Raw genomic sequence first — 13,806 nt, 5'->3', positions numbered from 1 at the left:
GCCCCGAGTACCGGTTACCGGAAGCCGGCGATGGTGTGCTTGGTATTGACCAGCACGCGCTGGTTGTCGGCGGTGCTGGCAGTGCCCATCGGGATGCCGTTGTAGCTGATGTTCGGATTGGACCAGTAATTCAGGCGCGGGCAGCTGCGGGTGCAGTTGTACGCCATGATGGTGCGCCAGCCGGTACCGCTGGACGGCTCATAGCGATAGCCATGGCCATAGGCGTACGGCGACGTGCTCGGATCGTTGGCGAGATCGTGCCGCGCGCTCTGCAGGTGGCCGATCTCGTGGGCGAACGAGTAGTAGCCGGTCGCGCAATCCCAGTACACCGCCGCGAATGCGGTGGATGCGCTTGAGCCGATGCCCGAGGCCAGGCCGCAGTACGACGCGTTGTTGATCAGCAGCACGCCGACATCGGCCGTGTAGGTATTGCGGCTGCTGTGGATGCTGTCCATGTAGCCGTCGCTGGTGCCGCGGAAACGTGCCAGATCGGTATTGAAGTCGCCGGATTCGCTGTAACTGGTGGTCTCGTAGCGGGCCAGCTGCAGCGTCAGGCCGACATTGCTGTTGGTGTAGCCCTGGTTCGACTCGGCGACCGCCAGCTGCACCAGCGACTGCATGTTGCCGCCATAGGCGGCGACGGCGGCATTGGTGGCCACCACCAGTACGCGGATGGTCGCCGGCGTTCCCGAAGACGCCTGGGCAATGCCGATGCGGTCATCGGCCGGCAGCGGAATCTTCGGCAACTGGTTGTAGTCGGCCGGGTGGTCGGCCGGCATCCGCGATTCATCCACTTCCACCAGGACGTGGCGGTTGCCGAGCGGACGCAACCGGTAGAGTTTGCCGTCCTTGCGGATCGAGCCGGTCAGCGTGTCGCCGGAGCGGACCAGGATCACCGAATTGCCAGGGTCATCCTGTCCATTGGAGGTGGCCGCCTGCAGCCTGCCCGACGCGGAGCGGAGCTGGCCGTACCAGACAGAGCCGCCGTCGGGCAGCGTTTCGACCTTGCTGCGTACCGCCTGCACCCGCTGGCCAAGCAGCTCGAACTCCAGCTGCGGCTGCGCGGTGGCAGCGGCATCGACCCGCACCTCCTGCACGGCGGCCGTGGACGGCGTCGCCAGCAACCGGCCCAGCGCAGGTTCACTGCTTGCCGATGCACGACTGAGTACCGTCACCGGCTCGAACAACGGTGCAGCACCGGCGGCCGCAACCACCGACATTCCCAGCAACAGGCCACCCGCCGTCTTGCCAATCGATCTGGACATCATTTCGTCGCTCCTTGAATGAAGTGAACAGCAGTGATGCAGCACGACCCGTTGTGTCGGGTCCGGCCATCTGGCCTGCGCAGGTCGTGTGAATTCAATAGGCGGTGGGAATGAGAATCTGGATCTGTGATCGACCGCATCTGCGTTCAGTCAGGTCAACAGCGTCGCTACACTTCGCCAACACACCGCTTTCGCGCTACCGTGACGTAGCCACGACGGGGAATGCACATGGCACCAGCGCAGGACACCCATGACGATGCCGCCGTGCTGCGGATTGGTCTGTTCTTCGATGGCACCCGCAACAACGCGCACAACCTGGCGCGCGGACACGTCCAGGTGCCGCAACCCCGCCCTGCCGTGCTGCGCGCCGACGATGATTCGACCTATCAGAGCCGGTTGACCAGCAGCTACGACAATGGCCTGACCAACGTCGCACGGCTGCACCGGTTGTATCCGGACAGCCGCCAGGAGACGCTGCCGTTCCCCTCGCTGGCCATCTACGTGGAAGGGGTGGGCACCCGCGATGATGCCGAAGACGATCTGCTGGGACTGGCCTTCGGCATCGGCGCCAGCGGTGTGCGTGCCAAGGTCGAGCGCGCGCTCAACGAGCTGTTGCCGGCAGCATTGACCAGCGTGTCCGCGCGCTGGCACAGGCCCGTGCAGGCCGTGCAGCTGGATCTGTTCGGATACTCGCGCGGGGCGGCGGCGGCGCGCGATGCCGCCAACCGCTTGCAGGCCTGGGATACGGCCCGCTGGCAGCAACTGCTGCAGGACGCGGGGCTGGTGTGCGCCGCCGGCTTCGCGCCGGCACGGCCGCTGCTGCGCTTCATCGGCCTGTTCGACACGGTCGTCGCCGTAAGCGGGGGAAGAGCCGAAGAGCGACCACGCGTCGCCCTCGCCGCCGACATCGCCGGACGTGTCGTGCAACTGGTCGCACGCGACGAACATCGCCAGCACTACCCGCTCACGCGGGTGGCCGCAGCGCACGTGGAGATCGCACTGCCCGGCGTGCACGCCAACATCGGCGGTGGCTACAACCACACAGAGGAAGGACCGAAGCTGCTCAGTCGCCCACGCCGGCAGCAGCTGCGCCGACCAGGCGTGGCCGACTACCAAATCCCCCCGCTGGCACAGCTTCAGGCCACGACGGTGTACGCCGAGGCGCAGGCGGATGCCGAACGCTGGCGGCAGCAGCTCGGGCTGGGCGAAAAGGAAGTGTGGGTCGATGTCTGGCACCAGTGGCAGCAGCAACGCCGCGCCGGCAGCCGCAGCGTGCTGCTGTCGCCGGTGTTGTACGTCACCGCGGCAGTGGTGCTGCGTCGGCGCATCGACTGGCGTTACCAGCTGGTGGCCCTGCAGGTGATGCAGCAGCAGGCCATCGCCGCCGGCGTACGCTGGCGCGCAGATGCCAACGCGGTTGCCGGCTGGGAACTGCCCGACGCACTGCTGCCGATCGCGCGCCGGCTGATGGCCGGCCAGGCCCTCACCCCGGCCCAGGAAGCACTGCTGCGCAGGCGCTACCTGATGCAGTCGGCACACTGGAATTTCGACGCACTGGGCGATACCGCGCTGACCTATGCGGCCGATGCCGGCGTGAGCGAGCTGCCGTATCGACCCGGTCCCGGCCTGTTCTACATCAACCGCCCCACCGTGGATGGCAAGCGGGTGGTGCTGCCGAACACATGAGACGCGCCCGCGCAGGGCGGGACTGGGCTCCCGCGTTGCCGGTCAGCCGGCCTGTTCGACCAGGTTGGCCAGTTCGTCGGCATCGAAGCCCGCCAGCAGGCGGGCTTCCAGGTTGAACGGACCATGCAGGTAACCGCCTGCGAACTCGACCAGCAGTGCCTTGAAGCGTGCGCGCGGTTCAACGCCGGCACGTTCGCAGTACCAGCGGTACCAGCGCGAACCTGCGGCGACGTGCGCCACTTCCTCGCGCAGGATGATCTCCAGCACATCCGCGGTCTCGCCATCGCCGACGTTGCGCAGCTTGTCGATCATGCCCGGTGTCACGTCCAGGCCGCGCGCTTCCAGTACGCGGGGCACCAGCGCCATGCGTGCCAGGCCGTCATGTGCGGTCTTCTCGCACATCTCCCACAGGCCGTTATGCGCAGGGAAGTCGGCGTAGTCGTGGCCATGTGCCAGCAGGCGCTCACGCAACAGCATGAAATGCCGCGACTCGTCATCGGCACAACTGACCCAGTCGGCATGGAAGGCTGCGGGCAGGCCGCGGAAGCGATACACGGCATCCCAGGCCAGATCGATCGCATTGAGTTCGATGTGGGCGATGGCATGGATGAAGGCGGCGCGCCCTTCCACGCCACCGAGGCCACGCCGCGGCACCTCGCGCGGATGGACCAGTACCAAGCGGTCCGGCCTGCCCGGCATCCGGATCGGCTCCGGTGGCGGCGCATCCACCGCCACCTTCAGCCGCCCCCCGCGGAATGCCGCGGCATGAGCCTGGGTCAGGGCCACCTTGCGCAGCGGATCGGCTTCTGCAAGGCACTGCTGCGCGGCACGCAGCAGGTCGCCACCGACGTCGGCCAGCTCGACCACGCCCTTGGCCTCAGGCGCGGCGCTTGTGCTTGGCGTCGTCCGAACGCAGCTGCTGGATGCGCTCGAAATAGCCCGGTTCGATGCCGGTGGGATAGTGGCCGTTGAAGCAGGACGAGTCGAAGTTGCGCAGTGCGGGGTTGCCCTCGCTCACGGCCGCTTCCATGTCTTCCAGATCCTGGTAGATCAGCCAGTCGCAGCCCAGGTGGGCCTCGATTTCTTCAACGCTGCGGTTGTGCGCGACCAGTTCTTCGGCGGCCGGCATGTCGATGCCGTAGATGTTCGGGAAGCGCACCGGCGGCGCGGCACTGGCCAGGTAGACCTTGCGTGCGCCCGCATCACGGGCCATCTGCACGATCTGCTGGCTGGTGGTGCCACGCACGATCGAGTCGTCCACCAGCAGCACCACCCGGTTGCGGAACTCCAGGTGGATCGGGTTGAGCTTGCGCCGCACCGACTTCACCCGCTCACCCTGCCCCGGCATGATGAAGGTGCGGCCGATATAGCGGTTCTTGATGAAGCCTTCGCGGTACTTCACCCCGAGCACATTGGAGATTTCCAGCGCCGCATCGCGCGAGGTGTCCGGAATCGGGATGATGGTGTCGATGTCGTGGTCCGGGCGCAGGCGCAGGATCTTCTCGCCCAGCTTGATGCCCATGCGCATGCGCGCCTTGTGCACCGAGACATTGTCGATCATCGAATCCGGGCGGGCGAAGTACACGTACTCGAAGATGCACGGCGTATGCTCGGCCGGTTCGGCGCAGATTTCCGAGAACAGCTCGCCACGCGCGGTGATGACCAGCGCTTCGCCCGGCTGCACGTCGCGTACGCGCTGGAAGCCGAGCACGTCCAGTGCGGCCGATTCGGAAGCGACGATGTACTCGTCGCCCTCGGCATGGCTGCGCTTGCCCAGCACCAGCGGACGGATGCCATGCGGATCGCGGAAGGCAACCAGTCCCAGGCCCAGCACCACGCTGACCACCGCGTAGCCGCCCTTGCAGCGACGATGCACCCCGGCCACCGCGCGGATGGCGGCTTCCGGACTGAGCTGGCGCTGCTGTTCCAGTTCGTAGGCGAACACGTTCAGCAGCACTTCGCTGTCCGAATCGGTGTTGACGTTGCGGCGGTCCTGCTCGAACACCTGCTGGCGCAGAGCCTCGGTGTTGATGAGGTTGCCGTTGTGCGCCAGGGCGATGCCATACGGCGAATTGACGTAGAACGGCTGGGCCTCGTCCATGCCTTCCGAACCGGCCGTGGGATACCGCACGTGGGCGATACCGACGCTGCCCTCCAGGGTGGACATGGTGCGTGCGTCGAACACGTCGCGGACCAGGCCGTTGGCCTTCTGCACCCGCAGGCGGCTGCCGTTGGCGGTGGCGATGCCTGCCGCGTCCTGGCCGCGATGCTGGAGGACGGTCAAGCCGTCATACAACTGCCCGGCGACGTTCTGGTTGCCGACGATTCCGACGATGCCACACATGGTGCGAGGTCTCCGCTGGGCTGTGCCCAGTTACAAGGAAGGTGGCCGTGCCTGGCCTGGGGTCCCGCCCGCGGCAGGCGCGGGCCGGGCCGGACGCGCGGGCGCCGGCTCGATGTTGCTGGGCAGTGTGGGGGCCGGCCGGGGCTCCCGCTCCACGTCCACGGGCCGCGGCCATCCGCCGCCCGCCACTACCTCGTTGAGAACGCCATTATCGCCTGTCGGCGCCGGCTTGCCCAATACCTGCGAGGAGGTGGGGGCATTCTCGAGCAGGGGCAAGGGCAGTGCCCCCGGCAGCAGGCCGTCCAGCGGCAGCGCCTGTGGCAGCATGCCGTCCAGCTGCGGCAGCTGGGCCTGCATCCAGGCCACCGCCGGCTGCAGCAACGGCCGCACCTGCGACTGCTGCCATGCCGGCTCAGCCGGCAACGCGGTGAAACCGGCCAGCAGCAACAGCACGCTGGCGAAGAACAGGCCGCGGACCAGGCCCAGGGCACCGCCCAGCAGGCGATCCACGCCGCCCAGCAGGGTCAGTTTGATCGCTGCCTTCAGCAACAGCCCGACCAGCCCGACCGCCACCACGGTGAGCACGAACACCCCCAGATAGCCGGCCAGATAGTGACCCGTGCCGGGTGGCTGGGGCGCCGCCCACCAGTGCGATGCCTCGTTGCCGAAGGTGAACGCCATCCAGCCGGCCAGCAGCCAGGACACCAGCGCGACCACGGTGCCGACGAAACCGCGGATGAAGCCGAACAGCACCGACGCACCGATCAGCACGCCCAGCACGATGTCGATCACGCTGCCCGCTCCTGCCGACGACAGCGGCGGACAGCGCGCGTGATCACGGGTGCGGTCGGACCATGCCGGCCACGCCGACCTTGGCCGCCACCTGGGCCTTCAGCTGCTCGGCATCGGCGCGGTTGGCCACCGGCCCGACGCGCACGCGATGCAGGGTGCCTTTTTCGGTGCGGACCTGCTCGACAAAGGCACTGAATCCGGCAGCGCGCACCTTGTCGCGCAGCGCGTTGGCGTCGTTGGCCTGGCCGAACGCCCCCAGCTGGACCGCGAAACCAACACCGCCCGCCGCCGGCGCGGCCGGGGTTTGCGGTTGCGGCTTTGGCTCGGGCTTGGCGACCGGCTTCGTCGCCTCCGGCGTCGCCGTTGCCTTCGGTGCTTCAGGCTTGGCGACCGGCGTGCTGGGCGGCAGGCTCTCGCTGCGCACCGGGTTGCCCGTGGCCGACGGCGTGGACGCCGCCGCCGGGGTGCTGGCCGACGGTGCCGCCGGCGCCGGAGCAGCGGCGGCCGGTGCAGCCGCAGCTGCGGGCGCATCCAGCGTGATCACCTCGGCATGGACGTCGGAGCGGATCTTCACCGCCTGCAGGCGGGCCGCCTCGGCCTGGGCGCGATCGGCATACGGTCCGACGCGCACGCGCCACGCCTGCCGGCCGTTGATGGTCGCCGCCTCGGCAAAGCCCGGCAGCTGCGAACGCTTCAGATAGGCGATCACCGCATCGGCGTCGGCCTTGCTGCCATAGGCGCCGAATGTCACCGCATAGTTGCCGGCAGCCACCGCCGGCGAGGTGTCCACGGTCGGCGGCGTGGCGGGCGTGGCTGCGTCCTGCAGCGGTGCGGCCTGCCCACTCTGCAGGCCGGTGGCCCCCCCGGCCGGGGCGACCAGCGGCAGCTCACGGGTCTCGAACTGGCCGTCGGCGGGCGCATTGGGCGCTGCGATCGGCACACTGGCGACGCCACTGTCCGGCGCCGGCCCCTTCACCAGCATCGGCAGGAAGATCACGGCGAGTGCCACCAGCACGATGGCACCAATCAATCGCTGTTTCAGAGGCGTATCCACGTGAGGCAGGCAACTGTCCGGGGGTTGCGGTCGATTATACGGGTGCCGGACCGGACGGCGTCGGCGTTGGCTGAACGTGGATCAGGGCGCGGGCTGCAACCACTGCAGGGCCGCAGCGGCCGTGTGGAACGAACCGAATACCAGTACGCGGTCGCCTGGCTGGGCCTGTGCCAGCACCTGCGTCAGTGCCTGCTCGACAGTGCCGACCAGCCGTGCGGTGACCGCAGCGGTGCCATGCAGACGTGCCTGCAGCTGCTGCGCACTCTGTCCGCGCGGACCTTCCAGGCCGGCCAGCGTCCACTCGTCCACCACCTCCTGCAGCGCCTGCACCACGCCTTCCGCATCCTTGTCCTGCAACGCGGCATAGACCGCCAGGGTCCGGCCCGGGACAGCTTCGGCCTTCAGCGCGCGTGCCAGCTGGCCGGCCGCCTGCGGGTTGTGACCCACATCGACCCGCACCTGCACGCCATCACGATCGAATGCCTGCAGGCGACCGTTGATGCGGGCCGCGGCGATGCCAGCCGCCCACGCCGCGCGTGGCAGCGGCCGGTCCAGCGCGCGCAGCGCGGCAATGGCCGCACCCGCATTGGCCAGCTGGATCGGACCGGCCAGCGCGGGGGTCGGCAGTTCCATGCGCAGGCCGACATCGCGCCAGCGCCAGCGCTGGGCATCGATCGGCTCGTAGAAGTAGTCGCTGCCGCCGCGGATGGCGTTCGCGCCCAGCAGATAGGCCCGTGCCAGCACGCTCGACGGCGGGTCGGTCTCGCCCAGGATCACCGGTTTCCAGCCGCGGATGATGCCGGCCTTTTCCGCACCGATCGCTTCACGGTCCTCGCCCAGCCACTCGGCATGGTCGATGTCCACCGTGGTGATCACGGCCACGTCGGCGTCGACGATGTTGACCGCATCCAGACGCCCGCCCAGCCCGACTTCCAGTACCGCCAGATCCAGCGCCGCCCCCGCGAACAGCTGCAGGGCGGCCAGCGTGCCGTACTCGAAGTAGGTCAGGGTGATGTCGCCACGCGCAGCTTCGACGGCGTTGAATGCCGCCACCAGAGCGGCATCCTCCGCATCCTGCCCATCGATGCGCACGCGTTCGTTGTAGCGGAGCAGGTGCGGCGACGTGTAGGCCCCCACCTTCCAGCCTGCAGCGCGGCCGATGGCCTCGATGAAGGCGACCGTGGAGCCCTTGCCGTTGGTCCCACCGACCACGATGGTGCGCTTGGCCGGCGCGCCCAGTCCCATCCTCGTGGCCACGGCGCGGACGCGCTCCAGGCCCATGTCGATCGTCGCCGGGTGCTGGCGTTCAATGTAATCCAGCCATTCGGCCAGGGTGGTCGGCAGGTTCGTCACGGCAGCGGTTCCAGCAGAAGCAGGGTGGTTCGATGTGGACAGGGATCAGAGGGCGCGGTGCTTGGCTTCGCCGAAGAACGGGGTGTGGTGGGCGCAGTCGTTGAGGCGCACGACCTCCAGGCTCTCCAGGTCCGGACCTTCAAGCAGGTTCAACGTGGTCGGTGCCTGGCGGAAGGTCCACAGCCGCGACAGCGGCAGGCCCAGCACCCTGCACAGGATCACCCGGTTGACGGCATCGTGTGCGACCACCAGCAGCGTGTCGTGCTCCCCGAGGCCCTCGCTGGCGCGTGCCAGGCCGCGCCAGCTGCGCTCGAGCACCAGACGCAGCGACTCGCCGCCCGGCATCAGCACGGTATCGGGTTCCTCACGCCACGCCTTCAACCGCGACGGGTCCTTCTCGTTGATCTCGCTGGCCAGCAGGCCTTCCCACTCGCCATGGGCGATTTCCTGCAGATCCGGTTCGGTCTGCAGCGTGCCGGCACGGTCGGCGCCGAGGGCCAGCTGGGCGGTGCGCTGGGCGCGCGACAGCGGCGAGGCCACCGCACGGGTGATGTCCACGGATGCCAGGCGGGCGCCCAGCGCCTGGGCCTGGGCTTCGCCGATGGGCGAAAGCGGGATGTCGATCTGGCCCTGGTAGCGGCCTTCGGCGTTCCACGGGGTTTCACCGTGGCGGGCAAGCAGGATGCGCATGCGTGCAAGGAGTCCTGGGGGGAGGAGAGGGCCGCGTTTCGTTCACATCCTGTGAAGTACGCGGAACAGGGATGATACCTGTTCGGCGCATCGCGCCGGTCGGGACATGAAAAAACCCCGCGACGGGGATCGCGGGGTTTCGGGATTGCAGACGGATTCCGCCGGGCATGGCCCGGCGGCGCCAGCATGAACCTTACTGCGCCAGGTTCAATTCCTTCAGCAGCTGCGGCGCGGGGGCCACTTCCTGCATGATCCACTGCATGTAGCGGCTGTCCACCGCGATCATGCGGGTCATCACCGGGTCGAATACCCAGTTGGAGCTGACCGATTCCCAGTTGCCGTCGAAGGCCAGGCCGACCAGCTTGCCGCGCGCATCGAGCACCGGCGAACCGGAGTTGCCACCGGTGATGTCCAGGTTGGACAGGAAGTTCACCGGCACCGAGCCGATCCGCTTGTCCTCCAGGCCGCCATACCGCTTGGCCTTGACCGCATCCAGCAGTGCCTTCGGCGAGTCGAACGGATCGACGCCGGTTTCCTTCGCCGCAACGCCTTCCAGCGTGGTGAACGGGGTGTACTGGACACCGTCCTTGCCATAGCCCATGACATTGCCGAAGGTGATGCGCAGCGACAGGTTGGCATCGGGATAGACGAACTCGCCCTTGCTCTTCTTGTAGTCCGCCACCGCCTGCAGGTACAGCGGACGGGCCGTCAGCGATTCACCTTCGCGGATCTTCCTCTGTTCTTCCTGCTTCAGCAGGGCCGGCATCACGGCCACGGCGTACTGGATGGCCGGATCGGTGCTGGCCTCGAAGGCAGCACGGTCGGCCTTGAACCACTTCAGGCGTGCATCGAGGCTGCCCAGCCCGGTGCCGGCCAGCTTCTTCACCAGGCCGTTGACGGCCCCGGCATCGCTGCCGCCCAGCCACTGGTTGAGAACCTCGTTGTTGCGCTGTGCCGCCGGCAGCGCGACGTACTGGTCCAGCCAGTACTGCTGCAGCTGCTGGTCCATGCCGGCAACGTAGCGACGGTCCATCTGGCGCAGATTGCCTTCCAGGGTCGGCAGGTCGCGCTCCTGATAACCGGCTTCACGCTCGGCGTCCGGCTTGGCGCGTTCGATCGACAGACGGTACAGCGACAGCGCGGCGCCCACGGCCGAGGTGTTGTTGAACTGGCCGACGAACAGATCGCGCTCGCGGGTACTCTTGCTGGTATCCAGGTGCTTGAGCAACTGGGCGTGTGCGGCCAGGGCCGGCTTGCCGGCTGCGCCCTGCTGCTTCAGCCAGGCCAGCACGGCGGCCTCTTCGGCCCGCTTCTGCCCGGCCGCGTCGATGCGCTTGAAGCCTTCCAGCTGGCCGACGTAGTTCTTGGCCACGTTGTTCATGCTGGCCGCCGTGTTGGCGTACTTGACCTTGACGTCGGCGTCGGCCTTGCCGGCCTTGTCGATCAGCGCCAGCACTTCGTTGTAATGGCGGGCGATGGTCGGGTAGGTGAACTCGGCGGTTTCATTGAATTCGCCGGCCAGCGCATAGCGGTTGGTGCGGCCCGGGTAGCCGGCCACCATCACGAAGTCGTCCGCGCCCAGCGGCTGGTCGGCGAACTTCAGGAAGTGCTTCGGCTGGTACGGCACATTGTCGGCCGAGAACGCGGCCGGCTTGCCATCCTTGCCCACGTAGGCGCGATAGAACGAGAAGTCGCCGGTGTGGCGCGGCCACATCCAGTTGTCGACGTCGCCGCCGAACTTGCCGACGCTGCCCGGGGGCGCATAGACCAGGCGCACGTCCTTGATTTCCATGTTGCGGAACAGGCGGTAGGTATTGCCGCCGGAGAAGCTGTACAGACGGCAGCGGAAACCGGCGTCGGCTTCACAGGCGGCGGTCTGGGCCTTGTCGAACGCTTCCAGCGCACGGGTGCGGGCCAGCGGGTCCTTGCCGGCGGCGGCGATGGCGGCCTTGGCCTGGTCGGTGACGTCGGTGATCCGGTCCAGCACGAACACGCGGGCGTTGGGACCGGCGCTGAGTTCGTCCTTCAGGGTCGGCGCGTTGAAACCGTCCTTGATCAGGTTCTTCTCGGCGGTGGAGTTGAGCTGGATCGCGCCGTAGGCACAATGGTGGTTGGTGACCACCAGGCCCTGCGGGGAAACGAAGCTGGCGGTGCAGCCGCCCAGCGCCACCACCGCGCCCATCGGGTCGCCGGTCAGGTCGGACAGCTGTTCCGGCGACAGTTTCAGGCCGGCCTTCTGCAGCGGGCCGGCGATCTCCGGCAGCTGCTGCGGTACCCACATGCCTTCGGCGGCATGGGCGACCTGGACCAGCCCAAGGCTGGCGACGACGGAGAATGCAAGCAGGTTCGAGCGCATGGAGCGGCCCCTGGTAGTGGAACCTTCGATTGTAGCCCGCCCCCCTGCCCTGTCCCGAACCCCGGAAGTCATGGCCCCCGGCCCGCCGGGCATGGCCCAGCGCTACCCGCACGATTTCCCGATGGCGCGGGACCATGCCCCGCGAGCGCGAGCCGCCCGATTTCCCGGCAGCGCCGGGCCATGCCCGGCGAGCACGCCGGTCACGTTCGAAACGCCCGCCGGCGCACGCCTTTCGTTCCGCCAGCGCGCCCGCAGCGCAACATTGGAATTCCGCGCAGACCTCTATAATCCGCGCTTTCCCCCTGATGAGTTCCACCCCGATGGCGCAGCAAACGATGAAGGCCCTGGTCAAGCGCGAAGCGGCCAAGGGCATCTGGCTCGAAGAGGTCCCGGTGCCGACCCCGGGCCCGAACGAGGTCCTGATCAAGCTGGAAAAGACCGCCATCTGCGGTACCGACCTGCACATCTACCTGTGGGACGAGTGGAGCCAGCGCACCATCAAGCCGGGCCTGACCATCGGCCACGAATTCGTCGGTCGCATCGCCGCGCTTGGCTCGGCGGTGACCGGCTATGAAGTGGGCCAGCGCGTCTCGGCCGAAGGCCACATCGTCTGCGGCCACTGCCGCAACTGCCGTGGCGGCCGCCCGCACCTGTGCCCGAACACCGTCGGCATCGGCGTGAACGTCAATGGCGCCTTCGCCGAGTACATGGTGATGCCCGCCAGCAACCTGTGGCCGATCCCCGACCAGATTCCGTCCGAACTGGCGGCCTTCTTCGACCCGTACGGCAACGCCGCGCACTGCGCGCTGGAGTTCGACGTGATCGGCGAGGACGTGCTGATCACCGGCGCCGGCCCGATCGGCATCATCGCCGCAGGCATCTGCAAGCACATCGGTGCGCGCAACGTGGTGGTGACCGACGTCAACGACTTCCGCCTGAAGCTGGCCGCCGACATGGGCGCGACGCGCGTGGTCAATGTCACCAACACCTCGCTGAAGGACGTGATGAAGGAACTGCACATGGAGGGCTTCGACGTGGGCCTGGAAATGAGCGGCAATCCGCGCGCCTTCAACGACATGCTCGACTGCATGTACCACGGCGGCAAGATCGCCATGCTCGGCATCATGCCCAAGGGTGCCGGCTGCGACTGGGACAAGATCATCTTCAAGGGCCTGACCGTGCAGGGCATCTACGGCCGCAAGATGTACGAGACCTGGTACAAGATGACGCAGCTGGTGCTGTCCGGTTTCCCGCTCGGCAAGGTGATGACCCACCAGTTGCCGATCGACGACTTCCAGAAGGGCTTCGACCTGATGGAAGAAGGCAAGGCCGGCAAGGTGGTACTGAGCTGGAATTGACCATTCGTGCCTGAACCCCGCGCCGTTGGCGCGCCCCCTTGAACTGCCAGGGGGCTCCCCTCCAGCCAGGATGCGGTAGCGCCGACCGTTGGCCGGCACAGGGTTCCCGACGCCAGACACGAAAAAGGCACCTCCAGGGGTGCCTTTTTCGTTTGATGTCATATGCCGGTTACTGGCCTACCGCCACCGTGAACACCACCCGGTTGTCGGCCAGCTTGCCGCTGTTGTCGCGGCCGTTGCCGTCGGTGCCGTAGTAGCCCAGGCCGAGGGTGAACAGACCCCAGGTACGGGCCACGCCAACGTTCCAGTCGGTGTAATCCTTGGCAATACCCTTTTCGAAGGTGCTGCGGCCGACGCTGGCGCTCAGCGTGAAATCCTGCGGCAGGCCCCACTCGCCGCCCAGCGCGTAATACCAGCCATCGGTGCTGCTGTTCCACACGTCGTTGCTGTAGGCCACCGTCAGCTTGTAGGTGTCATCCAACGTGGTGGTGGTGATCAGCTCGTTGTAGTTCAGCTCGCTGGCGCCGGGGTAGGTGTAGCGGTTCAGCAGCACATCGAAGTTCACGCGCTCGGTGGCGTCGACGCCGTAGCCGATCTGGTAATCCACTTCAACGCTCGGGTCGCCCGGGCCGAAGTCCACGCCCGATCCCCAGACACCGGCATACAGACCAACCGGGCTGGTATAGGTGAAACCGGCCTGCAGGGTGGGATCCTCATCGGTCTGCGACACACCACGGAACAGGTAATCCGACACGGCGGTAACGTTCCAGCTGTACGGCGATTCGCTGTCCTGGGCGCTGGCGGCAAACGGGGCCAAGGTCAGGGCGGCGGCAAGGGCGAGGCAGGCACGAGCGTGCTTCATGGTCGTCTCCGGTGGGGGGCGGTGGCGTGCAGGGCAGTTGCGGGAA

General features: G+C 67.5%; 11 protein-coding genes. 2 read left to right on the top strand and 9 right to left on the bottom strand.

Annotated elements, in window-relative coordinates:
* Window positions 1–14: 14 nt before the first annotated feature.
* Window positions 15–1,268 (bottom strand): M12 family metallo-peptidase, encoded by a 1,254-nt coding sequence (locus tag AC5P76_RS14230; protein ID WP_053519444.1) that lies wholly within the window; start codon window positions 1,266–1,268, stop codon window positions 15–17.
* A 225-nt stretch (window positions 1,269–1,493) separates the two neighbouring features.
* On the opposite strand from AC5P76_RS14230, the gene AC5P76_RS14225 reads away from it, so the two are divergent.
* Complete coding sequence (locus AC5P76_RS14225; protein ID WP_253118864.1) at window positions 1,494–2,951, top strand: T6SS phospholipase effector Tle1-like catalytic domain-containing protein; 1,458 nt, start codon at window positions 1,494–1,496, stop codon at window positions 2,949–2,951.
* Window positions 2,952–2,993: 42 nt separating this feature from the next.
* On the opposite strand, the gene AC5P76_RS14220 is transcribed toward AC5P76_RS14225, so the two are convergent.
* The 7 genes from AC5P76_RS14220 to AC5P76_RS14190 form a co-directional block, all read right to left on the bottom strand.
* On the bottom strand, window positions 2,994–3,818 hold the full coding sequence (locus tag AC5P76_RS14220; protein WP_180875754.1) for a ferritin-like domain-containing protein: 825 nt from the start codon (window positions 3,816–3,818) through the stop codon (window positions 2,994–2,996).
* Window positions 3,819–3,828: 10 nt separating this feature from the next.
* On the bottom strand, window positions 3,829–5,295 hold the full coding sequence (gene purF / locus AC5P76_RS14215) for an amidophosphoribosyltransferase (RefSeq protein ID WP_065175938.1): 1,467 nt from the start codon (window positions 5,293–5,295) through the stop codon (window positions 3,829–3,831).
* 30 nt (window positions 5,296–5,325) lie between these two features.
* The gene (locus AC5P76_RS14210) at window positions 5,326–6,087 is read right to left on the bottom strand and encodes a CvpA family protein (protein WP_053519448.1); all 762 of its coding nucleotides are present in this window, start codon (window positions 6,085–6,087) and stop codon (window positions 5,326–5,328) included.
* Between the two features lie 43 nt (window positions 6,088–6,130).
* Window positions 6,131–7,141 carry an SPOR domain-containing protein gene (locus AC5P76_RS14205; protein ID WP_253118863.1) on the bottom strand — a complete coding sequence of 337 codons (1,011 nt, stop codon included), beginning with the start codon at window positions 7,139–7,141 and terminating at the stop codon, window positions 6,131–6,133.
* An 81-nt stretch (window positions 7,142–7,222) separates the two neighbouring features.
* Window positions 7,223–8,494: a bifunctional tetrahydrofolate synthase/dihydrofolate synthase gene (gene folC / locus AC5P76_RS14200; protein WP_253118862.1), complete on the bottom strand. Its 1,272-nt coding sequence runs from the start codon at window positions 8,492–8,494 to the stop codon at window positions 7,223–7,225.
* A gap of 45 nt (window positions 8,495–8,539) precedes the next feature.
* The gene (locus AC5P76_RS14195) at window positions 8,540–9,184 is read right to left on the bottom strand and encodes a histidine phosphatase family protein (RefSeq protein WP_053519451.1); all 645 of its coding nucleotides are present in this window, start codon (window positions 9,182–9,184) and stop codon (window positions 8,540–8,542) included.
* A gap of 193 nt (window positions 9,185–9,377) precedes the next feature.
* Window positions 9,378–11,540, bottom strand: a complete 2,163-nt coding sequence (locus AC5P76_RS14190) for a S46 family peptidase (protein WP_253118861.1) — start codon at window positions 11,538–11,540, stop codon at window positions 9,378–9,380.
* Window positions 11,541–11,875: 335 nt separating this feature from the next.
* On the opposite strand from AC5P76_RS14190, the gene tdh reads away from it, so the two are divergent.
* Window positions 11,876–12,898 (top strand): L-threonine 3-dehydrogenase, encoded by a 1,023-nt coding sequence (tdh, locus tag AC5P76_RS14185; RefSeq protein WP_053520036.1) that lies wholly within the window; start codon window positions 11,876–11,878, stop codon window positions 12,896–12,898.
* A 169-nt stretch (window positions 12,899–13,067) separates the two neighbouring features.
* Here the strand turns inward: tdh and AC5P76_RS14180 are convergent, their stop codons facing one another.
* The gene (locus AC5P76_RS14180; protein ID WP_053520023.1) at window positions 13,068–13,760 is read right to left on the bottom strand and encodes a TorF family putative porin; all 693 of its coding nucleotides are present in this window, start codon (window positions 13,758–13,760) and stop codon (window positions 13,068–13,070) included.
* Window positions 13,761–13,806 lie beyond the last annotated feature (46 nt).

The organism is Stenotrophomonas sp. YJH_SMC_36, from assembly GCF_059369935.1.
Note: the sequence above shows the minus strand (reverse complement) of the source record. Positions and strands in the feature narration are given on the sequence as shown.

Bases quoted from the DNA above. Each gene is read 5' to 3' on its own strand.
- AC5P76_RS14230 (WP_053519444.1), bottom strand. From the start codon at position 1,268: ATGATGTCCAGATCGATTGGCAAGACGGCGGGTGGCCTGTTGCTGGGA.
- AC5P76_RS14225 (WP_253118864.1), top strand. From the start codon at position 1,494: ATGGCACCAGCGCAGGACACCCATGACGATGCCGCCGTGCTGCGGATT.
- purF (WP_065175938.1), bottom strand. From the start codon at position 5,295: ATGTGTGGCATCGTCGGAATCGTCGGCAACCAGAACGTCGCCGGGCAG.
- AC5P76_RS14195 (WP_053519451.1), bottom strand. From the start codon at position 9,184: ATGCGCATCCTGCTTGCCCGCCACGGTGAAACCCCGTGGAACGCCGAA.
- AC5P76_RS14190 (WP_253118861.1), bottom strand. From the start codon at position 11,540: ATGCGCTCGAACCTGCTTGCATTCTCCGTCGTCGCCAGCCTTGGGCTG.
- tdh (WP_053520036.1), top strand. From the start codon at position 11,876: ATGAAGGCCCTGGTCAAGCGCGAAGCGGCCAAGGGCATCTGGCTCGAA.
- AC5P76_RS14180 (WP_053520023.1), bottom strand. From the start codon at position 13,760: ATGAAGCACGCTCGTGCCTGCCTCGCCCTTGCCGCCGCCCTGACCTTG.